Origin of the sequence: Pseudarthrobacter sp. fls2-241-R2A-127 (assembly GCF_030209355.1) — a bacterium.
Lineage (GTDB): Bacteria > Actinomycetota > Actinomycetes > Actinomycetales > Micrococcaceae > Arthrobacter.
This window is the reverse complement of the sequence record NZ_JARVSF010000002.1, coordinates 1-23233: the sequence shown is the minus strand read 5'-3', so window position 1 is coordinate 23233 and position 23233 is coordinate 1. Positions and strand designations below refer to the sequence as shown.

Annotated in this window: 21 protein-coding genes; 7 read left to right on the top strand and 14 right to left on the bottom strand. The window is 65.7% G+C overall.

The features are described from left to right. Positions 1-345: 345 nt before the first annotated feature. Both nac and QRN53_RS00110 read left to right on the top strand, forming a co-directional pair. Entirely contained in the window at positions 346-1305 is a 960-nt protein-coding gene (nac, locus tag QRN53_RS00115; protein ID WP_285242003.1) for a nitrogen assimilation transcriptional regulator NAC, read from the top strand. A gap of 123 nt (positions 1306-1428) precedes the next feature. Next, positions 1429-1671: a hypothetical protein gene (locus QRN53_RS00110; RefSeq protein WP_285242002.1), complete on the top strand. Its 243-nt coding sequence runs from the start codon at positions 1429-1431 to the stop codon at positions 1669-1671. Positions 1672-1836: 165 nt separating this feature from the next. Here QRN53_RS00110 and QRN53_RS00105 read toward each other — a convergent pair whose 3' ends face one another. Together QRN53_RS00105 and QRN53_RS00100 are read right to left on the bottom strand one after the other, a co-directional pair. Further along, positions 1837-2532: a 4-carboxy-4-hydroxy-2-oxoadipate aldolase/oxaloacetate decarboxylase gene (locus tag QRN53_RS00105; RefSeq protein ID WP_285242001.1), complete on the bottom strand. Its 696-nt coding sequence runs from the start codon at positions 2530-2532 to the stop codon at positions 1837-1839. Positions 2533-2581: 49 nt separating this feature from the next. Further along, a complete protein-coding gene (locus QRN53_RS00100; protein WP_285242000.1) occupies positions 2582-3790 on the bottom strand; it encodes an aspartate transaminase in 1209 nt (402 codons plus the stop codon). A gap of 249 nt (positions 3791-4039) precedes the next feature. On the opposite strand from QRN53_RS00100, the gene QRN53_RS00095 reads away from it, so the two are divergent. The 4 genes from QRN53_RS00095 to QRN53_RS00080 all read left to right on the top strand — a co-directional run bounded on the left by QRN53_RS00095 (position 4040) and on the right by QRN53_RS00080 (position 8081). Beyond that, entirely contained in the window at positions 4040-4594 is a 555-nt protein-coding gene (locus QRN53_RS00095) for a hypothetical protein (protein ID WP_285241999.1), read from the top strand. 287 nt (positions 4595-4881) lie between these two features. Beyond that, the gene (locus QRN53_RS00090; RefSeq protein WP_285241998.1) at positions 4882-6261 is read left to right on the top strand and encodes an MFS transporter; all 1380 of its coding nucleotides are present in this window, start codon (positions 4882-4884) and stop codon (positions 6259-6261) included. A 323-nt stretch (positions 6262-6584) separates the two neighbouring features. After that, positions 6585-6884, top strand: a complete 300-nt coding sequence (locus QRN53_RS00085) for a DUF4193 domain-containing protein (protein WP_285241997.1) — start codon at positions 6585-6587, stop codon at positions 6882-6884. Between the two features lie 126 nt (positions 6885-7010). Beyond that, positions 7011-8081 carry a quercetin 2,3-dioxygenase gene (locus QRN53_RS00080; protein ID WP_285241996.1) on the top strand — a complete coding sequence of 357 codons (1071 nt, stop codon included), beginning with the start codon at positions 7011-7013 and terminating at the stop codon, positions 8079-8081. Positions 8082-8232: 151 nt separating this feature from the next. Here the strand turns inward: QRN53_RS00080 and QRN53_RS00075 are convergent, their stop codons facing one another. The 11 genes from QRN53_RS00075 to QRN53_RS00025 form a co-directional block, all read right to left on the bottom strand. Beyond that, complete coding sequence (locus QRN53_RS00075) at positions 8233-9468, bottom strand: DUF3500 domain-containing protein (RefSeq protein ID WP_285241995.1); 1236 nt, start codon at positions 9466-9468, stop codon at positions 8233-8235. Then, entirely contained in the window at positions 9446-11194 is a 1749-nt protein-coding gene (locus QRN53_RS00070; RefSeq protein ID WP_285241994.1) for an FAD-dependent monooxygenase, read from the bottom strand. The genes QRN53_RS00075 and QRN53_RS00070 overlap by 23 nt, the downstream gene beginning before the upstream one ends. Continuing rightward, entirely contained in the window at positions 11194-12075 is an 882-nt protein-coding gene (locus QRN53_RS00065; RefSeq protein WP_285241993.1) for a fumarylacetoacetate hydrolase family protein, read from the bottom strand. The genes QRN53_RS00070 and QRN53_RS00065 overlap by 1 nt, the downstream gene beginning before the upstream one ends. A 59-nt stretch (positions 12076-12134) precedes the next feature. Beyond that, entirely contained in the window at positions 12135-13040 is a 906-nt protein-coding gene (locus QRN53_RS00060; protein WP_285241992.1) for an alpha/beta hydrolase, read from the bottom strand. A gap of 242 nt (positions 13041-13282) precedes the next feature. Beyond that, entirely contained in the window at positions 13283-14296 is a 1014-nt protein-coding gene (locus tag QRN53_RS00055) for a bile acid:sodium symporter family protein (RefSeq protein ID WP_285241991.1), read from the bottom strand. 109 nt (positions 14297-14405) lie between these two features. Next, on the bottom strand, positions 14406-15968 hold the full coding sequence (locus QRN53_RS00050) for an acyl-CoA synthetase (protein WP_285241990.1): 1563 nt from the start codon (positions 15966-15968) through the stop codon (positions 14406-14408). A 7-nt stretch (positions 15969-15975) separates the two neighbouring features. Next, positions 15976-17301, bottom strand: a complete 1326-nt coding sequence (locus tag QRN53_RS00045; RefSeq protein ID WP_285241989.1) for an MFS transporter — start codon at positions 17299-17301, stop codon at positions 15976-15978. 108 nt (positions 17302-17409) lie between these two features. Further along, positions 17410-17865 carry a MaoC family dehydratase gene (locus QRN53_RS00040; RefSeq protein ID WP_285241988.1) on the bottom strand — a complete coding sequence of 152 codons (456 nt, stop codon included), beginning with the start codon at positions 17863-17865 and terminating at the stop codon, positions 17410-17412. A gap of 49 nt (positions 17866-17914) precedes the next feature. Further along, positions 17915-19126, bottom strand: coding sequence for an acyl-CoA dehydrogenase family protein (locus QRN53_RS00035; protein WP_285241987.1), 1212 nt, complete (start codon positions 19124-19126; stop codon positions 17915-17917). Position 19127: 1 nt separating this feature from the next. After that, on the bottom strand, positions 19128-20018 hold the full coding sequence (locus tag QRN53_RS00030; protein ID WP_285241986.1) for an amidohydrolase family protein: 891 nt from the start codon (positions 20016-20018) through the stop codon (positions 19128-19130). A gap of 2 nt (positions 20019-20020) precedes the next feature. After that, on the bottom strand, positions 20021-20962 hold the full coding sequence (locus tag QRN53_RS00025; protein ID WP_285241985.1) for an SDR family NAD(P)-dependent oxidoreductase: 942 nt from the start codon (positions 20960-20962) through the stop codon (positions 20021-20023). A 130-nt stretch (positions 20963-21092) separates the two neighbouring features. Here QRN53_RS00025 and QRN53_RS00020 point away from each other — a divergent pair, with 130 nt between their 5' ends. Beyond that, positions 21093-21560, top strand: a complete 468-nt coding sequence (locus QRN53_RS00020) for a MarR family winged helix-turn-helix transcriptional regulator (RefSeq protein WP_285242302.1) — start codon at positions 21093-21095, stop codon at positions 21558-21560. A gap of 132 nt (positions 21561-21692) precedes the next feature. Here QRN53_RS00020 and QRN53_RS00015 read toward each other — a convergent pair whose 3' ends face one another. After that, positions 21693-22268, bottom strand: coding sequence for a recombinase family protein (locus tag QRN53_RS00015; RefSeq protein WP_285241984.1), 576 nt, complete (start codon positions 22266-22268; stop codon positions 21693-21695). Positions 22269-23233 lie beyond the last annotated feature (965 nt).

Below are 23233 nucleotides of genomic sequence, written 5' to 3'. Positions count from 1 at the left end.
GGATATGAGCCACACAAAGACGAATGCGGTATCACGCTATAGGGAACAGTTATGACCTTCGCCGGCGCTATTGCTCCGGTCCAAAGAATGTACGCAACCCTATTTTGGTGACGATAAGAATGGCGCTTCCAATAAACTGCTTCCCGGCTTATGCACAAAACATATGCCGCCATAAAAATCGGCGATGGCTGGGGCGGGGATAGAATGTTCTGATAATTGGAAGGTCATCTGCAATTAACCTATGCCCGGGACTCGGATCACACAAAGACGTAATGCCTGTCCCGCCATAGCGCCAACGTATGACCCCGCATGCTGTGCCGTCCCGGCCGGAAAAAGAGGAGCGCTATGGACACCCGGAAGCTGGCGTACTTCGTGAAGATCGTTGACTCAGGAAGCATTACCAAGGCGGCCGCCGCCCTCCACGTGGCCCAGCCGGCGCTGAGCCAGCAGGTGTCGGCCCTGGAAACGGAGCTGAAGCAGCGGCTCCTGATCCGGAGCAAGCAGGGCGTGGAGCCCACAGCGGCCGGCCACACCCTGTACCGGCACGCGCAGACCATCCTGCGCCAAGTGGAGCAGGCCAGGATCGATGTGGCTGCTTCAGGAGCGGCGCCGTCGGGCCGCGTTTCCATCGCAATCGCTCCCTACAGTATGGCCTCAAGCCTCACTCCGCGGATTATCCGCGAAGTGGGGCGGCGCTACCCCGACATCGTGCTGCACCTGACCGAGATTTACGGCGGCGTGCTCAGCGAGGCCATCAAGAACGGGCGGCTGGACATGGCCCTGATCTACGAGCCCGGGCCCATCCGGGGCGTGCAGTTCACCACGCTGATCGTGGAGGACCTGTACCTGGTGGTCAACGCCGCGCGGGAGCTTCCGGTGGATCCCGGGGCCGGCACCATCACCCTGGAAGCGGCGGCCACCCTGGGCCTGTTCCTGCCAGAACGGATCCACACCCTGCGCCAAGTAGTGGAGGCCGGTTTCGACAGCAAGGGCCTCACGCTGCACCTGGTGGGGGAAGTGGAATCGGTGCCATCGCTGACCAGGCTGCTGCGCAGTGACCTGGGCGCGACCATCCTGCCCAAGTCGGCAGCTGATGCCCTCTTCCATGAAGAGGACTTCCGGGTGCTGCGGATCACCGGGCCTGCCCTCCAGTGCAAGATCGCGCTGTGCACCCCGGACCACGAACCGCTCTCCGAGGCCGGTTCCGCCGTCCTGCTGGTACTGAAAGAAATGCTCCAGGAAATGCTGCGCAGCAAATACCAGCCGCTATCCAGCGGACCCTCCGCGGCGGCGGATGCATCATAAGCTACCCTTATCAGGTCACGCTCCATTAGTCTTATCCACAGAATTGGAAGGGTCCTAGGATAAAAGCCATAAAGGTTTCGCCGAAGGCGATACCGTGGCAATAAATTCTCTTGGAGCCCAGCCATGAAAAAGATCACCAGCCTGCAATACCGGAAATCCTCGGAACGAAGGATCCAGCTGAAGGCCAGCACCGGTTCGCATTGCCCCACCAACGGATTTTGGCGGGCCGAAGAGGGCGCTGCCTCGGATCCCGTTTTTGTTTTCGAGGGCAGCATGATGCCGCCGGGCAAACGGGGGTCCACCATGTGGTACCTGGACGACTCCCAGGTGGGGCCGCCGGCGTACCTTCTTCCCGGGATGAACTGAGGTGGTGAACCACCGCACAGCCCGACGGCGGCCGAGATACGGCGACGAGAAGGCCCGGAGTTCCGAAAGGAACCCGGGCCTCGTGGTTTAACCCCATCGATTGCTCCGTACTTGTCGTTATGAGGGCTCAAAACGACAAGTACGGAGCAATCGAAGGGTGTGGAGCTAAAGGGCGGGCTCCAGTTCGGCGTCCTCTACCAGCAGGCCCTTGGCCTTCAGCACATCGGTCAGCTTGCACAACTCGATGGTGGTGCCGCCTTCCTTGTAGCGGCGGATGAGGTCGTCCTCAGCGTCCACGCGTGCCTTCGACAGCTTAATGACGTCCTCGATCTCATCCTTGCGGACCACCACCACACCGTCGGCATCCCCGAGCAGGACATCGCCCGGGTAGACAATTTCGTCCCCGAACACCAGGGGATGGTTGATGGGGCCAATGGTTTCCTTGACGGTCCCCTTGATGCAGACACTGCCGGAGAAGACCGGCAACCCAAGTTCAATCAGGTCCTTGGTGTCGCGGACACCGGAATCCGTGACCATGCCGGCCAGGCCTTTCGCCTTCATGGCGTTGCCCAGCACGTCGCCGAACGTTCCGGCTTCCTCGTACTCACCGGCTGCCACCAGGACAACGTCGCCCTTCTGCGCGTAATGGATGGCCACCTGCAGCATCAGGTTGTCCCGCGGCGCACAAACCACGGTGACGGCGGGGCCGCAGAAGGACATGCTGCGGTCGATCGGCTTGATCTTCGAACTCAGGGCACCTTTGCGGCCCTGTGCTTCATGCACTGTGGCGGAAGAGAACTTGGAAAGCCGCTGGACGGCATCTTCGGAAGGCCGGTCGAATTTCGTTTTGACGTGGATCATGGGGGTGCTCCTGTTGTTGGAAAGCGTGGGAACCGGGATGGGGTGCTTGTCAGGCCAGTGCGTTGACGGCCTTTTCGATGGCAGCGATGGATTCCTCGATCACCGGCAGCCCGGTGGCGTAGGAAATCCGGAAGTAGGGGCTCAGTCCGTACGCCGAACCCTGGATGACGGCGACAGACGCCGCTTCCAGCAGGTACAGCGTGAAGTCCTCGTCGTTGGCGATCTGCCTGCCATCGGGCGTCGACCTGCCGATGACCCCGGCGCAGTTGACGTACGCGTAAAAGGCGCCGTCCGGCGTCGTGCACTGCAGGCCCTCGACGGCGTTCAGCGCGGAGACTGCCGCATCGCGCCGTTCGCGGTAGACGTCCACGCTTTCGCGGACGAATGCCTGGTCCCCGCCGAGTGCCTCGGCGGCGGCGGCCTGGCTGATGGAGGACGGGCAGGAGGACATCTGGGACTGCAGCTTGTTGATGGCGGCCACCAGGGGCGCCGGTCCGCCGGCATAACCCAGCCGCCATCCGGTCATGGCATAGGCCTTGGAAACGCCATTGGTAACCAGCACACGGTCCTTGAGCTCAGGGGCAACGGCTACCAGGCTGGTGATGGGCTCGTCGCCGAAGTGGATCTCGTCGTAGATCTCATCGGTGAGGACGTAGACGGCAGGGTGGTCCTTGATGACGGCAGCCAAGGCGGCCAGTTCCCCGCGGGAGTAGACAGCTCCTGTGGGATTGGAGGGCGTGTTGAGGATGACCCACTTGGTGCGCTCCGTCAGCGCCCCTGCCAGGGCTTCCGGAGTCAGTTTGAACCCCGTCTCCTCGCCGCAGGAGACAATGACGGGGGTTCCTTCGTTGGCGAGCACCATGTCCGGGTAGGAGACCCAGTACGGTGCGGGGATGACAACCTCGTCACCTTGGTCCAGTGTGGCCATGAACGCGGTGAAGATGACCTGCTTGCCGCCGCCGCCGATCGTGATTTCGGCCTGAGAGTACTGCTGGCCGGTTTTGCGCCGGAGCGTCTCCAGGATGGCCTTTTGCAGTGCCGGCGTTCCGGTGACTGATGTGTACTTGGTTTCACCGCGGCCGATCGCTGCGATCGCAGCATCCTTGATGTGCTGAGGCGTGTCGAAATCCGGCTCGCCCACCGTCAGGTCCAGGATCCTGCGACCCTCGGCCTTGAGCTCCCGAACACGGGCCGCCGCGGCAACGCTGGGTGAGGATTTAATACGGGTTACGCGTGATGCGGGCACGAATTCAGGCATGGTCTCTTCCAGGCTTCCGGTACGGATGAGGGTGGTTCATTCGAGCCTAGGGAAGGACCCACCCTCTTGGATAAGACCTAAAGTGCGTGGACAGATAAGCAGCCCTTATGACGGGGCAGCCAAAGCTTTGGCGTATTGCTCCACGCAGATTCGGTATTGCCTGACCGCCGGGCCGGCGGCGTAGCCTGCAGGGTGGATAACGGGCCCACAGGACCGGCGGGGGAAAACCAACGGAGACGAGGAGCAGGGGTGCACGGTAAAGAGAGTCGGGACTGGACACCTCCGCGTCCGGCCGGCACCGGGACGGACGGGGCCGGCGCAGGAGCGTACCGGTACCGGGGCGTCCCGAAGCCGGACCCCGCCACGGTCCGCACCCAACAAGCCCTGGCCATGCTGGCCCGGCTGCGGACCACCATCGCATTTCGTTCCAGCAGGGTGCGCGCCCTCACCGCCGAACTGGGCGACTGCGTTGCCCAGGCCCTGTGCGATGGGGTGAAAGTTGCTGCCCTGGCACAGGCCGCCGGCCAACCTGCCGCCAGTATCCGGTCTGCCGGGGTGGCACGCGCGGGGCTGTACCCCTCCGGCCAAAGCCGGAGCGGTCATCTTCGCCTCATTGCAGGGTTGGCCGCAGAGCTGGCGGCAGCCGAAGGCGCACGGAGTGCGGCGGAAGAAGAACGAACGCAGGTACTGGCCCTGGCCAGGAAGGCCCGGCTCCTTGACGACTACCAACTTGCCGGAGCAAGCGGCCTGAAGTCCGACGAAATCCGCAAGATCACCAGGGGCGTCGGCTTGCGTGTGGCCTAGCCGCATGGCTCGTCCCGGCCGATCCGCCGCCGGCCGCCCACCGGCCACGCATCCAGGCCTGCCGCTCTTCGGCTGCCATAACAAATCGCTATGTAGGTACATAAAAGAGGACTTTGTGTGACCCACACCGCAAACGTTAACTTGATCTCAGGGGCCGGTCCGCAAGGCCGTAAAGACAACTTGCGAGAGAGCTCACCGCAGGACAACCGGACATTTCACTCGAGATCTCTTTCCGAGAGCCCAGGTGCAGCGGCAACCGGTGTTCACCCATCACCCACGGAGACGAAATGACAGAAACCACACTTCCCAGGAAGACCCCGGTCAGGGCCGCAATCGCGGCCTGGATCGGCACAACGTTGGAGTACTACGACTTCGCGGTGTACGGCACCTCGTCGGCGCTGGTTCTGAACGTGCTCTTCTTTTCACCCGATCTGCCCCAGGGCCTCAGCGTGCTGCTCGCCATGATCACCTTCGCGGTCGGCTACGCGGTACGCCCCCTCGGCTCCCTCATCCTGGGGCCGCTGGGTGACCGCCGCGGGCGGAAGTTCGTCATGATGATCACGCTGTTCGGCATCGGCGGCTGTACCTTCCTGATCGGCTGCCTGCCCACGTACGCCCAAATCGGTCCTCTTGCTCCGATCCTGCTCGTGCTGATCCGCGTCATCCAAGGGCTGTGCCTTTCCGGCGAGCAGCCCAGTGCCATCACCATGAGCCTGGAGCACGCTTCCGAAGGCCGGCGCGGTTTCCTCGCGAGCTTCACCACGTTGGGCTCCTCCTCGGGCACGCTGCTCACCCTGCTGGTCTTCATCCCGATCGCCGCTATGCCCTCGGAGCAGTTGCTGAGCTGGGGTTGGCGTCTGCCGTTCTGGGCCTCCGCTATCGTGGTCGTCGCCGCATACCTGATCCGCCGCCACGTCCAGGAGCCGCCCGAGTTCGTCAAGACCCAGGCCACCAAAGCGACCGTTGCCCCCCTCCGGCATCTTCTGCGCTTCCACTGGCGTGCAGTGCTGCGGATCGTCTTCTGTGCCCTCATCGCCGGCACGAGCTACATGATGCAGACCTTCTCCGTAGCATTCGGCACCGCCGGGTACAAGCTGGACAAGCCCACCATGCTCCTCACCACCACGGTCTCGGCCGTGATCGCCCTCGGCGTCACGCCCCTGGCAGGATTCCTTGTGGACAAGATCGGCCGCAAAACGATGTTCCTCATCGCAACGGGCGGCGCAGGCATCACGATGGTGCCCTACCTGTGGTCCATCACCACCGGCAACTGGTCGCTGATCTTCCTGTTTGGCATCATCAACTACTCCCTCTTTTACTCAATGGTGAACGCGTCCTGGCCGTCATTCTTCGCTGAGATGTTCCCCGGCCGGCTGCGCGTCTCCGGACTCGCCCTCGGCACCCAGGTCGGCTTCGCCATCTCAGGCGTCATCGGCCCCGTTCTCTCGACAGCACTCGCCGGCCCCGACCTGAAAGATTGGGTCGGACCGTCCATGGTCGCGCTCGGGTTCATGGTCCTGGCAGGAATCTCGGCCCTCACCGCCAAGGAGACCAAAAAGTACACCCTCAAGGAACTCGACGAAGTGCAGCAGAGCGAGCGGGAAACGTCCGTCCTCACGGGCGCGGCCATGTCCGCCAGCCCGGCTACCCGCGGCCTCGCTGGTTAGCCAAAAAGCACGGGTGGCAGGATCGCCCCTGCTGATCGGGTACGGGCTGTACGGGCCAGGACATTGATTCTGTTGTGAACACGTGAAGACCCCTTAGTAACGGCACCAGCACAGCCGGCAACTAAGGGGTCTTCACTGTTGGTGTGTGGCCCGGGGCTGAGGGGAAGCGTCCCGATGGCGTCGGATGACCTGCGGAGTGGCCCCGTGTGTGCGGCGGCCTGCCGTCGTCGAAATTCCTGCCGGGAATTTGTTGACGGGCCCCTGCGTTGTCGATCTGTTCAGAACAATCTGGACAACTGCAGCTCGACAGGAGAAAAAACCACATGTCAGTTGACTACGACGCTCCGCGGGTTACTCCCGAGGAAGAGCCGAACGTCGCTTTGGAGGAGCTGAAGTCCGATAAGTCCGGCCGCCGGGAGGCCAGTCCCGACATGGACGAGACGGACCTCGCGGACAGCTTTGAGCTGCCCGGCGCCGATCTTTCCAACGAGGAACTCCTCATCCAGGTGATTCCGGTGCAGGCAGACGAGTTCACCTGCATGTCCTGCTTCCTGGTCCACCACCGCAGCCAGCTGGCCCGGGAAAAGGACGGCAAGAAGTACTGCAAGGAATGTGAGGGATAGCAGGGACATCCGGCCGGTCAGGTTCGGATTCCAACCATTGGAATCCGGGCTCGTGGACGGGGCGTGGGACAGCCATGATGTAGGTCACGCTCCGGCAAGGGCCGGCCGACTGGAAAGAAGGAAACCATGTCCCTCAGCGTTGAGGAAATGAACAAACAGCTCCCGGTGGCCAACGCGCTGCCCGGCGAGGCGGTCCCGTACTACATGGCGTCCGGTGAAGGTGCACGCTATGAAATCAACGGCCAGTTGGTGACGGTCATCGCCCGCGCCGCCGATACGGGCGGGATCTTCAGCGCAGCCTACATTTCCGGCGGCATGGGAGCCGGATCTCCGTTCGTCAGCCACAGCATCGAGCACAAGACGCTCTACGTGTTCGACGGGATCCTGCACGTCTGGCTGCCGGGCGAGAGCCGCATCCTCGCCCCGGGCGACTCGGTGGTCATCCCGCCGAACACCCCGCACGCCTACACCATGGCCGCCCACTACACGCGTTTCCTGAACTGGATGACCCCCGGCGGCGGCGAGGCCTACTACGAGCGGGTGGGCACTCCCATCGATTCGCACGTCCCGCCGGTCCGGCCCGGGCACAAGGCCGGCCTGCAGGAGCAGGCCGAGGTGGGCGCCGAGTTCGGCATCACCTTCCCCGACGTTGAGCGCGTGGCGCCGTCGTTCAAGCACGACGCCGGCCTGCCGCCCACGCAGAGCCCCTATTTCCTCAGCGCCGGCGAGGGTGAGCGGCTGGTCAGCTACCAGACGATGTTCACCTACCTGTCCCGGCCCGCGAACACCGGCTCCAACTATTTCGCCGTGCACACCAAGGGCGCCAAATCCCCCTACATCCCCCTGCACTTCCACTCCCAGCACACGGAGAACTTCCTCTGCACCGAGGGCCGGATGTGGCTTTATGCCAACGGCCGCGAAATGCTCCTGACCAAGGGCGACTTCGTGCACGCCCCCGCCGGGACCGTGCACTCGTTCGCGTTCGATGCCCACAACACCCAGATGGTGGGCTTCCTGACGCCATCCGTTTTCAATGGTTTCTTTGAGTATTTCAACAAACCCACGGAGGACTACATGTACACCGAGGGCGGCGAACCGTACATGGACATGGAAGGGTTCGGACGCGCCCAGGCCGAGATGGACCTGACGGTGGTGGGACCCCCGCCGCAGCGCCGCGCCGCCCTGGACATCCTGTAGTCCACAGCGGAAAAGGCCCGGACTTCCGAAAGGAAATCCGGGCCTTCTGTGTGTACCGAACCCCATCGATTGCTGAGTAAACGTCGTTATGGCGCCCCAAAACGACATCTACTCAGCAATCGACGGTGGGTGGAGGGACGGGGGGTGAGGGTCAGGGTGTGGCTTGCTTCACCAGTTCGCGGCCGTAGTCGTTGCCGTTGGGCGTGCGGACCACGGTATGCATGTGGAACGGGGCGGGCTCCTCGTTGCTCAGGAACACCCCGGTATGGTGGTCGAGTTCCAGCACCACCACGGGGCTCTGCAGCCGGAAGTAGAAGGCTTCTTCCCCCTCCCAGCCGCCGATCCAGCTGAAGTACGTCTCGCCGTAGTGCTCCTGGATTTCCCGGCGGCGCGCGGCGCGGGGACCGTCCGGCAGGTAGGCAATAAAATCGTCCACCACGGCATCGAGCAGTTCCCGGGCATCGGCGGGCATCCCGGACACCAGGATGCCCTCGTACGGGATCACCCGGTTGTCCTGGAAGCAGCCGCCCAGGTGCCGTTCATCTCCGGGGTGGAGGCGGCCCTCCGGCATAGCGGGGTCCACCATTGCCCCATACACAACGGCGCCGGACCGAAGCTCCGCAGGCAGGGCGCCCATCAGGTCCCGGGCCAGGGCGATGCGCTCCTTGAATACTTTGACGCGCCGGTGCGGGCCAGCGTCGATCATGTCCGGCTCGGCACCCATGAACACGGGCGAGATGACCAGCTGCGTCCCGGCCACCAGGCAGTTCAGCGCCGCGTGGTGGCCAAAGAGCTGCCACCCCCACGGTTCGGTTTCCGAGGGCTCACCATAGAGGGCGAAGTTGTAGCTGAACTCGTTCATCAGCAGGGGCAGCTCTACCAGGTCGCCTAGGAACCCGTTGATGCGCATGAGGTTCCGCACCAGCTCAAACCCGGCCGGGCTCAGCGAAGCCTCCACCACCCCCAGCACGGCATCGCGCACCGCGGGTTCCAGTTCATCGAGCCGGAGGCCGGTGTCGTGCTGCATGAACTCCGGGTTGGCCCAGCTCTGCCATTCGGGCGCGTCCACGGGGTAGCAAAGCTTCAGCGCCTGGTCCGCGGTGACAGCGCCAAGCAGCTTCCGCCCCGCAGCCATCATGTCCGCGGTGGGTGCCTCCTCCCCGGGCCGGGCAGGCACCAGCGGGTAGAGGCCCTCCCGCCGGACGCCGTCGCTGGTAATCCCGGTGAAAGGCTGCGGGTAGAGCTGCTGCCACCCTTCGATCATGGGCCCGGCGAACGAATCGCTCTTGGCCGCTTCTGCGTACTCGCGGGCATCCAGTCCGCGGATCCCGGCGACGCGCGGGTGGTCAGGGGCGAACAGGTAGTCACGGAAGGACGGCGTCTGCACGGATGCTCCTGGTGGTTTCGAGGGAGGTGGGCGCCCAGCCGGACGCCACGGACAAGGCTGCGCCGGCGGCCGCGGCGGAATCGCCCCGCCAGGACACGTGCTGGTCCGGGCGGACCAGCAGGATGCCGGCGCCCCATAGCCGGGACAGCTGCGTTCCGGCGTCGGAAGGTCCGACGACGGCGATGGTCACCGGGACGCCCGTCCGTTCAGCGGCTGCCAGCACCGGCTGGAAGGCTTCCGCTGCGGGCACCCCGTGGAGCGCGGCGGCGTCGGCCAGCAGGGTGAAGCCGGTTCCCAAATGGGCGTACAGGGAGGTGCCGTCCGCCAGCCAGGTATGCGGCAGGAGGGCGCCGGGGGCGGCTGAGGCAACGTAGTGGATGGGGTCCTCGGCGGGGGCGGGCAGTGCGTCCGGCACCACCAACGATGACTGCGTATACGAGTAGCCCAGCACCAGGCCCAGGGAGTCGAACTCACTCTGTTTCACGGCCAGCGCCGCGTTGGCGGCCTGCCGTGCCGCGTCGCCGAGTGCCCCCGGTGCCGCGAGGTGGGGGTCCGCGAAGTGGTAGGCCAGGGCCTTGCCGTTTTCGGCGGCGTCGCGGATGGTGCGGGCTGCCACCGGGCGGCGTTCTTCCCCGTAACTGGGCAGGAGTGCCGGGCCAGCCCATCCGGTGATGGCGGCGGCGAGCTTCCAGGCCAGGTTGGCGGCGTCGCCGATGCAGGTGTTGAAGCCGTGGCCGCCCCAGGGCGGGTTGAGGTGCGCGGCGTCCCCCACCATGAACAACTTGCCCCGGCTGTACTCGGGAGCCAGCAGCATCCGGGCGGTCCACGGATCGGTGGCCACCACGTCAATGTCCACCTCCGCGCCCACGAGGGAGCGGACCATGGCCGCGGCGTCTTCCGGGCTGGTGTTTACAGCTGGATCCACGCCCTGGATGATCGCCCACCAGGTGCCGGCCAGGTCCATGGGACCCACCATGCCGGAGGTTTCCGCTCCCACCACCCAGTACTGGACGGCCGGATCCAGTGCGATGGCGGATGCCAGGGACTGCGACCGGAACAGGATGCTGACGTTGGACAGGGCCGCGGAGCCGCCCTCCAGCCGCAGCCCCAGGCTGCGGCGCACGGTGGAGGACCCGCCGTCGGCTCCGACAAGGTACTCCGCCGCGATGGTGCGCCGGGTGCCTGACGCACCGGTGACGACGACGGCGTGCGGCCCGGTGGCGTCGCCGCCGGCAGGGCCGGCAGGGCCGGCATCGGTCACGGTCCACCCGGTCACCAGGGTGACCAGGGGGTTGTCCGCAGCGGCGCTGCGGAGGACTTCTTCGAGGACCGGCTGCGGCACCTGCTGGCCGCACTCGGGCTGCGGACCATACCTGCCCGGGACCAATTGGAAGGCATTACGGAACCGGCGCAGTTCGTGGGCGGAGGGGCCGGTGAGTCCGGTGCAGAAGATGACATCCTGGGCGTACTCCACCGGCAGCGGCGCCGCGTCGCGGAGCAGGTCCGCGAGGCCCAGGCGGCGCAGGTGCGTCATGGTGCGGGCGTTGGTGGTTTTGGCGCGGGGCCGGGTGTGGTCGACGGCGGTGCGGGGTTCGATGACGGTGCTGGCGACGCCGCGGGAGGCCAGGTCCAATGCCAGGAACAGCCCGCTGGGGCCGCCGCCGGCGATCAGGACCTGCACTTCCGCCGGGATAGCGGCGGGGAGGGGGTTTTGCAGGACGGTCATCAGGCACGGCTCCGCAAGGTGAGGTCCCCTACCGGCGTGGTCAGGGTGCCGAGCTTCTCGATCTCCACTTCCACGGTGTCGCCGGGTTGGAGGAGCCATTGCGGGGTGCGGGCGTACCCCACGCCGTCGGGGGTGCCGGTGGCGATGACGTCGCCCGGGTGCAGCGTGAACGTCTGGCTGATGAGGGCAATGATGGCGGGGACGGAGAAGATCATGTCCCGTGTGTTGCCGTTCTGGGCTTCGATGCCGTTGACGCGGGTGCGGACCTGCAGGCCGTCGCGGAGGTCGCCTACCTCGTCGCGGCTGACCACAGGGCCCAGGGGGCCGCTGAAATCGCCGTTCTTGCCCAGGGTCCACTGCGAGGTGAGCTTCTGGGCCTTGCGTGAGGTGATGTCGTTGAAGGTGGAGTAGCCAAATACGGCGTCCGCCGCGGCCGTTTCGTCCGCGGATTCGACCCGGCGTCCGATGTACGCGGCCACTTCGCCTTCCCAGTCCAGCCCGTCCTCGCCCGCGGGGACGGGGACCGGAACGTTGCCGACCGACAGGGACGCCGTCCACCGGGCAAAAAGGGTGGGGTACGGCGGCAGTTCCTCGTCCTTGAAGCTGCCTTCGGCGACGTGCGCCTTGTAGTTCAGCCCTACGCAGATGACCCGGGCGGAGGCCGGGACGAGCGGCACCTCGGTGACGCTGCGACGCTTCAGCCAGGCGCCGGCGTCGGAGGTGTTCTGGTCCGCCGCATTGGCTGCCAGGCCCGCGGCCTTGTCCTGCCAGTCCTCGGCGTCGGCCCAGAACCCGGCGACGGGTACGAGCGGGAGGACGCGGGAACCGGCGAGGGCGGCTGCCCAGGGTTCGCCGTGGTGGGTGATGCCGATGAACTGCATGGGGGCCTTTCAGGTCCGGTTCCCGGAGCGCGCGTGGGCGCCGGGCAAGGGGTGGGAGGTCAGTGCTGTTCCGACTGGCGGCGGAAGAAACCGATGGTGGCGGCAATCGCCTGCTCCGCGGCGCCGCTGTTGCCGTCCGGACTGGCCCACATGTGGTCCGTGTCCTCCAGCAGGAGGAGTTCGACGGCGTTGCCCGCGACTTCCAGCGCATCGGCCAGGCTGGTGGACTGGGCCACGGGGACGAAGCGGTCAGCGGTGCCATGGATCAGCAGGAACGGTGGCGCGTCCGGGTGCACGTAAGTGGCGGGGCTGGCGGCCCGTGCCTTGCCGGGGGCGGCGGCCGGCTGCGCGCCGATGAGCAGTGCTTCCCGGGAGCCGGGATCATCCGCCCGGGCTACGGCATCCGGTGGCGCCTGTTCGCCCATCCGGAGCAGGTCCGTGGGCGGGTACCAGGCTGCGACACCCGCAACGCTGTCATCGATGTCCGCAGTGCCGCCGGGTTCACGGAACTCCGCTGCTCCGGCCGTGAGGCCCAGGAGGCAGGCCAGGTGGCCGCCGGCCGAGTCACCCCAGGCGTAGATCCGGTCCGGGTCCACCCCGTACCCGGCAGCGTTGTTGCGGAGCCAGCGGACCGCTGCCTTGGCGTCCAGCAACTGGGCAGGGAAGGTGGCGGCGTCCGTGAGGCGGTAGTCCGCGGAGGCCACCACGAACCCTGCGGCGGCGAGCTGTTCGATGGGGCTCAGCCCCAGGCGGTCAACGACCGGACCCAGGGAAGACCGCTCCCCCGTCCGCCAGCCGCCGCCGTGGAAGTGGACCACGGCGGGGCGGCCGGTCCCGCGTCCGTCCCGGGCCGCGGCGGGTGCCCCCTCCGGAAGGTAGAGGTCAAGCAGCAGCGGGTCCGCGTTCAGTGGGCGGGCGAACTCGATCCCCCGGAGGGTCCGCAGTTCCGTCGTCGTTGACTCCATGTGTGCCGCGCCGTTTCTGTCCTGTTGATCCATACCCGGCGTGCCGGGCCCGGGACCAGATGGTCCCGGCTTCTTGGACTCCACTGTGGGGCATGGGCCGGTCCGCATGCGCCGGCGGTTTCACTGAATGAAACTGCTTCGTGAATGAAGGGCGCCCGGGCGGCAACTCGGTGGCGCGGGGGTTGAACCTGGCGTGGTGTCAGGTCCTGCGGCGGGCGGGATGGAACAACGGGCCCAACAGGTCAGGGCGTTTTTTGCACTGGAACTTTGTCCGCCAGCGGACGGCGCGCCAGCCAGGCAGCCACGATGGCGCCGGAGATGTTGTGCCACAGGGAGAAAACGGCGGAGGGCAGGGCTGCCAGCGGCGTGAAGTGGGCGATGGCCAGGGTCGATGCGAGGCCGGAGTTCTGCATGCCCACCTCGAAGGCGAGCGCGCGGCGCGCCTTGTCATCCAGGCGCCCCAGCTTGCCGGCCAGGTAGCCCAGGCCCAGGCCGAAGCCGTTGTGCAGCACCACAGCGAGGAACACGATGGCGCCGGCGTCGATGATCTTGCTGGCGCTCCCGGCCACCACGATGGCCACGATCAGGGAGATCACGACGGCGGATGCCCACGGCAGTGCCGGCAGCACCCTTGCCACGAGCTTTTTGAGGAAGAGCCGGGCCACGAGTCCGGCGACCACCGGCAGCAGCACGGTCTTGACGATGTCCAGGACCATGCCGGCGGCGTCGATCTGCAGGTACGAACCGGCCAGGAACAGGACCAGCAGAGGGGTGACGATCGGGGCGATCAGGGTCGAGACGGAGGCCACCGCCACGGACAAGGCAACATCGCCCTTGGCCAGGAACGCCATCACGTTCGAGGCCGTGCCGGAGGGTGCGCAGCCCACCAGGATCACGCCAACGGCCAGTTCCGGGCTGAGGTTGAGGGCGCTGGCGATCAGCCAGCCGGCGCCGGGCATGATCACGTAGTGGGCAACGATGCCCAGCGCCACGGCCCACGGCCGTTTGGCCACGGCAGCGAAGTCCGGCGGGGTCAGCGTCAGGCCCATGCAGAACATGATGATGCCCAGGAGGTAGGGCACGCTCGGTCCCATGGGTTTGAAGACGCCGGGGAGCAGGAAGCCGGCGATGCCTGCGACGACCACCAGGAGGGGGAACACCGTCACCGCGATGCGGGCGATCCTGCTTTCCGCTTCCAGCGCAGGGTTGAGGGGTGCCCCGTCCGGGGAATTCTGGGGTTTAGTTGCCTCAAGCATCCAATCATGGTGTCACCGGGTGGTATGGCTCCGCCAATTGATGACCGGGAACGGTAACAACGGCGGAGCCCCACACCCGCGGGAACCTCCATCTTCCGGGGCGAAGCGCTCAGAGCTGTTTGCCGAGCTCCATCTTGCGGATCTTCCCGCTGGCTGTGCGGGGCATCTCGGCCACCACCACCAGGGACTTGGGGATCTTGTAGCGGGCGAGCCTGCCGTCAAGGAAGCCGCGCAGCTCCTCGCTGGTCAGCGATCCGCCTTCGCGGAGGGTCACGATCGCTTGGGGAACCTCGCCCCACTTCTCATCCGGGACGCCGATAACGGCCACGCTGCCCACGGCGCTGTGCTCGGCGATGACCGCTTCCACCTCGGCCGGGTAGATGTTCTCCCCGCCGGAAATGATCATGTCCTTGAGCCGGTCGGAGACAAACAGGAAGCCTTCCCCGTCCCGGTAGCCCATGTCGCCGGAGCGGAACCAGACCGAATCGGCGTAGCTTCCGGCAGTCGCCTCGGGCCGGTTCCAGTACTCCTTGATCACGTTGGGCCCGGAGATCTGGATCTCTCCCACCTCCCCGGGAACCACGGCGCCGCCCATGGGATCGGCGATCCGGACGTCGGTGAAGAAGTGCGGCAGGCCTGCCGAACCGGCCTTGTCCCTGGAGCGGGCCACGGGGAGCATGGTGGCGCCCGGTGCTGTTTCGGTCATGCCGTAGCAGCTGGTGAACCCGATGCCGCGGTCCTCGTACGCGTCCAGGACCCGGCGGGGAATGGCGGAGCCGCCGCACGTGAGCTTGTCCAGGGAGCGCAGGTCCGCCGCCTCCCAGCCCGGGTGCTCGCAGAGCAGCTGGAACGTGGTGGGCACCCCGTTGAGGGTAGTCACCTTGTGGTGCTCGATCAGGTCCAGGACCCTGGCGGGATCAAACTTGGCTTCCAGCACCACGGCGGCGCCCTTCAGCAGCATCGGCAGCAGGCCCATGTCCAGCGACGCCACGTGAAACAGCGGCGAGATCATCAGCGCCACATCGTTGCGGTTGATGTCCATGTCCACAATGGTGTTGATGCAGTTCCAGGTGATGTTCCCGTGCGTCAGCAGGGCTCCCTTGGGCTTTCCAGTGGTCCCGGAGGTGTAGAGGATCATTGCCCCGTCGTCGTGCCCCACCGGCACGTCGGGGTGGTCCGGCGCCGCCGCCTGCAGCGCTTCTTCGTAGCGTTCCGCCGTGACGGAACGCTCGACGCCGGCCGGTGGCTGAGCGCCGGAAGGTTCCGTCCCGCCGTCGGCCGCCATCACCAGGCGGTGGGTGACCCCTGTCGCCTCCACCGCGGCGGAGGCGGACGGTTCCAGGGCGGCGGCGTTGACCAGGAGCCGGGCTCCGGAATCCTGCAGCTGGAACTGGAGCTCAGGCGGGGCGAGCCGGGTGTTGAGCGGGACGAAGATGGCGCCGAGGAGGCCGCAGGCGAAGAACGTCTCCACGAAGGACGGGTGGTTCTCCCCCAGGTACGCAACCCGGTCCCCTTTTGTCACTCCCCTGTCCCGGAGTGCATTGGCCAGGCGGTCCGTGCGCGCGGCGAGCTCTTCGTAGCTCAGGGTGCCCGCGGCTGAGAGCAGGGCCGTCTTGGCGCCTGATTTGTGCCGGCGGCGCTCCAGCCAGGAGCCAACTCCGTTGTTGTCCATGGTTCTCCTAACGGACCGTGGTGAGGTCGTTGTTCTTAGATTCCCGCGTCAGGGCGATGAAGACAATCGAGACCAGCGCCATGACGGACAGGAACACCACCACCGGCAGGATGTTCTGGCCGGAGTCCTTGTAGAGGCCGGCGATGATGCCCGGGGTGAAGCCTGCGCCGATGAGGGTGGCCAGCTGGTAGCCCACGGCGGCGCCGGTGTAGCGGGAGGTGGTGCCGAACTGTTCGGAGACGAACGCCGCCAGGGGTCCGTAGAGGGATGAGTGCAGGATGAGCGCCACGGTGAAGGCCACGAAGACCAGGCCCACGTTGCCGGAGCCGAGCATGCCGAACATGGGGAACAGGTAGGCGATGAACAGGGCCAGCCCGGTGATCATCACCGGCCTGCGGCCGAAACGGTCCGAAAGGCGGCCGCCCAAGAGGACGAAGACGATGGAGATGGCCGAGGCTCCGGCGAAGGCGTAGAGCACGCCCTGCTGCGGTGCGCCCTTGGAGACGGCGTAGGTGACGGAGAAGGTGGGCAGCACCACCTGCAGGCCGAACCCGGCAGCCCCGGCGAACATGATCATGATCAGCGCCTTGGGCCGGCGGAGGACGTCCAGCAGCGGGATCTTGCGCTTGGCGCCCTGTGCTTCTTCCTTGGCCACGGCCTCGGCGAAGATGGGGCTTTCGGAAACCCGCAGGCGGACGAACATGCCCACAATCAGGAGCACGAAGGACAGCAGGAACGGCACGCGCCAGCCCCAGGCCAGGAAGGCGTCCTGCGGCAGGGCCGAGAAGATGCCCATCACCACGGTGCCCAGCACGGCGCCGGTGGGGGCGCCGGCGTTGACGAAGGAGGCTGCGAAGCCGCGCCGTTTGGGGTCGGCGTGCTCCAGCGCCATAAGTGCGGCGCCGCCCCATTCGCCGCCGACGGCGATGCCCTGGCAGACGCGCAGCAGGACCAGGAGGACGGCGCCCCACGGCCCGATCACGCTGGCGCCCGGGATCACGCCGATCAGGGTGGAGGCGATGCCCATCATGGCCATGGAGATGATCAGCATCCCCTTGCGGCCCACTTTGTCGCCGAAGTGGCCGAAGATCACCCCGCCCAGTGGCCTGGCCACGTACCCCGCGGCGAAGGTGGCGTAGGCGGCGACGACGCCCACCCATTCGTCCGTACCGGCAAAGAAGACCTTGGGGAAAGCTACTGCTGCGGCGGTGGCGTACAGCAGGAAGTCGTAGAACTCGATGGTGCTGCCCAGATAGCTGGACAGGATGACCGTGCGCGCTTCCTTGCGCTTGGCGGCCGTGCCCGCGGGTGCGAGCGTGGTGTGTCCGGACATGGCTGTTCCTAATGACGGAGGAATGTGGGGATTTTTGGGGTTGCCTGAGGCGGCGGCGCCGGAGCGGACCGCCTGGGGTTTGGAACTGCTGTTACTGGTTGAAGCGGGCTACTTGTAGAAGCGGGCCAGGAATTCGGCGACGACGGCGGGGCGTTCCTGGCCTTCGATCTCGATGGTGGCGTTGACCTTGATCTGGGCGCCGCCCTTGACCTCGGTGACGTCGGCGATGGTGGCCTGCATGCGGACCTTGGAGCCCACTTTCACGGGAGAGGTGAAGCGGACCTTGTCCAGGCCGTAGTTCACCTTGGTGGTGACGCCTTCGACGTCGAACAGCTCGCCCCAGAACGGGATGATCAGTGACAGGGTGAGGAAGCCGTGGGCGATGGGGGCGCCGAAGGGGCCGTCCTTGGCGCGTTCGGGATCGGTGTGGATCCACTGCTGGTCGTCGGTGGCGTCGGCGAACAGGTTGATCTGGTCCTGGGTGATTTCACGGTAGTCGGTGGTGCCGAGGTCCTTACCGGACAGGGTGAGCAGGGTGTCGAAATCGACGACGAGATTGGGCATCGTTGCCTCCGGGTCTTGTTGGGTGGGGTTGCGTGTCGTGGTGCTGGGTTTAGCGGGTGAAGGCGCTTTCGCCGGTGAGGGCGCGGCCGATGATGAGGGCGTTGATCTCGTGGGTGCCTTCGTAGGAGTAGACGGCCTCGGCGTCGGCATGGAAACGCGCGACGTCGGCCGCGAGGGTGATGCCGTTGCCGCCCACCACTTCGCGGGCCAGGGCTACGGTGTCGCGCATGAACAGGGACGTCTGCATCTTGGCCAGCGCCGAGTCCTGGTCCCGGTAGATGCCTTTGGCCTGCTGTTCCGTGAGCCTGACGACGAGGGACAAGCTGGCCGTGACGTTGCCGAGCATGCGGGCCAGTTTCTCCTGGACCAGCTGGAAGGAACCCAGGGTCCGTCCGAACTGGCGGCGTTCGTTGACGTAGCCGAGGGCAGCCTCGAAGGCGCCGGCGGCGATGCCGGTGGCAATCCAGGCGACGTCCGAGCGCATGGCCCGGAGCATTGCGGCCACGTCCCGGAAGGAGTTCACGTTGTGCAGGCGCATGGCCTCGGGGACGCGGACACCTTCCAGCGTGATGTGGGCGTTCTGCATCATCCGCAACGCGGTCTTGCCCTGGATTTTCTCCAGGGTGACGCCATCCGCGGTGCGGTCCGCCAGGAAGGCCTTGACTTGCCCGTCCGCGGTGTCCCGGGCGAAAACGGCCAGGACATCCGCGGTGGAGGCACCGCCGATCCAGCGCTTGGCGCCGTCAAGCACCCAGCTGCCGTCGCTTTCGCGGCGGGCCGTGGTGGACAAGCCGCCGGCGATGTCCGAACCCGATTCGGGTTCGGTCAGGGAGAAGACGCCTTTGAGCGAGAAGTCGACGACTTTGGGCATCCACTCGCGCTGCTGCTCCGCCGAGGCACCCACGCGGATGGCGGTGCGGAACAGGCCGGCCTGGGCGGTGTACCAGGTGGCCAGGGACGCATCGGTGCGGGCAAGTTCGAAGATCCGGAAGCCCTGGTAGATGCCGCGGGCCGGACCGTCAGCTGTAAGTTCGGCCGGTTCCATCAGGCCCAGGTCAATCAGCGGCCGGACGAGCTGTTCCGGAAACTCTCCGCGTTCCCAGTACTCGGCCAGGAGGGGCTTGGCCTCCGCGTCCAGGAAGGACCGCAGCCGGGCGAGCACCCGGCGCTCGCCGTCGGTCAGCAGGGATTCGGCGTCGTACCAGTCCGCCGCTTCGTAGAGCCGGGCACCCAGGCCGGCTTCCGCCGTCGTGGTTCCCATGTCAGTTCCCCAGCCCGAGGAGGCGGACCGCGTTATCTTTGAGGATCTTGGGCCGGACCTCATCCTTCAGCGGGAGGTCCGCGAAGGCTCCGAGCCACTTCTGCGGGGTGATCAGCGGGAAGTCGGTGCCGAACAGCACCTTGTCCTGCAGGTAGGAGTTGGCGGCCTTGACCAGGGACTCGGGGAAGTACTTGGGTGACCAGCCGGAGAGGTCGATGAACACGTTGGCCTTGTGCGTGGCGATCGAGTTGGCCTCGTCCTGCCACGGCACGGACGGGTGGGCCATGATGATCTGCAGGCCAGGGAAGTCGGCGGCCACGGCGTCCAGGAGGAGCGGGTTGGAGTAGGCGAGCTTGATGCCAAAGCCGCCCGGCAGGCCAGCGCCCATGCCGTTTTGGCCGGTGTGGAAGATGGCGGGCAACCCCAGTTCCTGGAGGGTTTCCCACAGCGGGTAGAAGCGCTCGCTGGAGGGGTCGAAGCCCTGCAGGGACGGGTGGAACTTGAAGCCGCGGGCGCCGAGTTCGATCGCTTGGTGCTTGGCGCCGGCGATTGCGTCCTCGCCGGTGCGCGGGTCCACACTGCCGAACGGGATCAGGACGTCATTGTTCCGGGCCGCGCCCGCGATGAGTTCGGGGATGCTGTTGGGTTCGTGCTTGAGCTGGGTGCGGGCGTCCACGGTGAAGACGACGGCGGCCATGTTCAGTTCGCGGTACACCTCGGCGATGCGGTCCAGGGAGGGGCTGCGGTCCTCGGCCTTGAAATATTTGGCCGAGGCCTCGGTGAGCGCTTCCGGCAGGGAGCCGTGCCCGCAGCTGTCCACCTCGAGGTGGACGTGCATGTCGATGGCATCGAGCTTTGCCGGGTCGACGCCCAGTTCGTAGCGGTCGGCCATGGTCAGCGGGCCTCGGCAGGCTGCGCGGGCTTCAGGTCCTCCGGCAGGGGCAGGAATTCCTCGCCGTAGCTCTGCAGCGTTTCCGGGGTGAACAGCTGGCCGGCGTTTTCCTGCAGCGCCTCATAGCTCCAGCCGCCGTCGCGGTACTCGGTGGTGGCCGCTTCCGGGTGGGTCCAGACCTGCAGCCGGTCACCGCCGGCGCCGATGGCCTGGCCGGTGATGGTGGCGGCCTCGTCGGAGGCGAGGAAGGCAACCAGCCCGGCGACGTCGTCGGCCGTTCCAAAGCCCAGGTCGTGGCGGAAGAAGGACGGCATGGCCTCGCCCCGCTCGTCGGCCTCCACTGCCTTCTGGAAGTAGGGCACGGTCTTGGTCATGGCGGTGGCGGCCACGGGAATGACGCTGTTAACCGTGACGCCTGCCTTCTTCATTTCCAGCGCCCAGGTGCGGACCATGCCCACGATCCCGGCCTTGGCAGCGGCGTAGTTGGTCTGGCCGAAGTTGCCGCGCTGCCCGGTGGGCGACCCGATGGTGATGATGCGGCCCTGCACGGTGTTTTCCTTGAAGTACGCGAAGGCCTCCCGGACGCAGGTGAAGGTGCCCTTGAGGTGGACGTTGATGACCAGGTCGAAGTCCTCGTCCGTCATCTTCAGCAGGGACTTGTCCCGCAGGATTCCGGCGTTGGTGACCAGGATGTCCAGCCGGCCGAACGTGTCGACGGCTCCGGCCACCAGCGCCTTGGCGGCGTCCGTCGTCCCTACCGGAACCACCACCGCGGCGGCCCGGCCGCCGTCGGCCTCGATCTGCGCCACAGCCTGGGCGGCAGTCTCGGCGTTCACGTCGTTGATGACGACGGCGGCGCCCTGGCGGGCCAGTTCCCTTGCGTAGGCGAGGCCGAGGCCCTGCCCGCTGCCGGAGACGATTGCAACCTTGCCGTTCAAGCTCATGGCCTGCTCCTTCGCATGCGCCGGCCGAAGCCGTTGGGGTGGTCCCACTGCGGTGTGAGATCCTTGTTGGATTCAATGAAATTACGGATCATTGAAAAAGTCAACGATTGTTTTTTACACCGGAGTTGTGATGGCCACCTTGGGCACCGAAGTTCAGACCCCCCGCCTTGCGGCAGCCAGGATTGGCAGCGATGTGGGCCTGCTGCTCGCCAAGCTGCACGCAGCGGGGTCAGTGCTGAACAACAAGGCGCTGGCGGACTTCGGACTGCGGGAGCGTTCCTTCTCTGTCTTGACGTTGGCGTGCAGCGGGCTGGAGCCGACGCAGCGGGAGCTGGCGGATTTCCTCAGCCTGGACCCGAGCCAGGTGGTCACCCTGGTGGACGACCTGGAGCGCCGCGGACTGGTGGAGCGCGCGCAGGGAAAGCAGGACCGGCGCGCCAAGATTATCGTGTCCACCGCCGAGGGCCGCCGGATGCACGGCAAGGCCCGCTCCGCCATGGACGCGGCCGAGCTGAACCAGCTGGCAGTGCTGTCCGGGGAGGAGTCGCAGGAGTTGAAGCGGCTGCTCCGCAAGGCACTGTGGGGCGCGGCGGAGTAGCGCCTGCCTGGATTCTTTTGGCTTTGTCATCAGTTCCCGCGCCTGCTGTGTGCCGTGCGGGATGCGAAGGTCTCCATGTCATTTTCCGAAGTCGTCTGCACAAATGCCCAACGTCCTCTGCACAGCCCGCACTTATATGGACCGTCGTTGGAGTTCGCGGTACACCGTGGTCCTGGATACTCCGAACAGCTCCGCGAGTTCCGCCTGCGTGTGCTCCCCGGCGTCGTGCAGCGTAAACAGATGCTTCCGCTGCGTCTTGGACAACTTAGGCTGCTTTCCTTTCAACCGCCCCTTCGCCCTGGCGACCGCCATTCCCTCACGCGTGCGCATCCTAATCAGGTCCGACTCAAACTCGGCCACCATACCCAGCACGTTAAACAGCAGCCGGCCCACGGGGTCAGTCGGATCGTACGTGCTGCCACCGAGACTGAGCACCACCCCTTTGGCCGTCAGCTCGTCCGCTATATCCCTGGCATCGGAAAGGGAACGTGCCAAACGGTCAAGTTTGGTCACCACGAGAGTGTCACCGGCACGGCACGCTGCCATAGCTTCGCGCAGCCCTGGACGAACTCTATTCGTTCCTGTCAGGCCCTGGTCCACATAGATCTGCTTCTCATCGACACCCAAGGCGAGGAGGGCATTTCGTTGGGCCGTCAGGTCCTGACCTGTCGTCGAGACGCGCGCGTACCCGATCTTCATTCCCGTCATAGGAACATAGTTGCAGTAATCCCCCCGCCAGCGTACATATCACCGTGCGGGTTATACGTACCTGCTGCTTAGCAGCAGCGGCGCGGGACCTGCTGGCTGCCGCTTTGAGCACGCTGATCGACCGGCTATCGGGTACGTCTCTCTGGCAGTCAGGATGCACATGGGACGGCACGCATTCCCGTCCGTCACTAGATCTGCCATCCCGGCCCCGGGATGGCAGGTGCCCCGACTCTCCTCGTACATCAAAGTACTTCCGAAATTCCCGATTTGGCGGAATTATGGTGAAGGTCGGCGCAGAGAGGATCGGGAATAGATGTATTGGCCACTAATTCCATCCCTGCTCGGACTTGCCATTTTGGGCTTTTCTATGCTTTACGTCAGGCGCAATAGGCCGGGCGGCGACGGAACCCCCTTCCGAGGACGCCCCGTCATTATGGTGCTAACAATCATCTCTTTGGGCCTGTTTATTTACGCCCTCGTGGGAGCTCTTACGACGGCGTCGCCTTAACCCCTTCTGGAACCTTGATCCCTATATACCTCAGTAGGATTATGGCGCCGGTTCAGCGATCCTCTACCGGGCGTTCGCGCGCAGTCGCAGGATCCCCGCCTTGCATAGTTAGCCTTTTGAGGGGGCAGGATTGACTCCAAAAGCGCTTGAGAGCTCCTCTGGTTGTCCTCCGATACCGGATTGGCCGGTGCTAGATTCAGGTGCATGGGGACATCTGAGTTAAGGAAGCTGCCATCGGGTTGGCAATGGATAGGACCGGCGAAGCCGTTCTTGGACTGGCTAGACCATGATGTTTTCCTGAAGTATCCCTTTGCAACAGGGCACGTCCTGCCTCATGGGACTGAGGACAGCACCTGGATTTTGCACTCTCAGTACGTGTGTCCGGTCGGCGTGGATCCTGATTGAATATTCGCTCTTGAGGGGTCCATGTGTGGTGCGGGTTAGCGCCAGGGTCCGA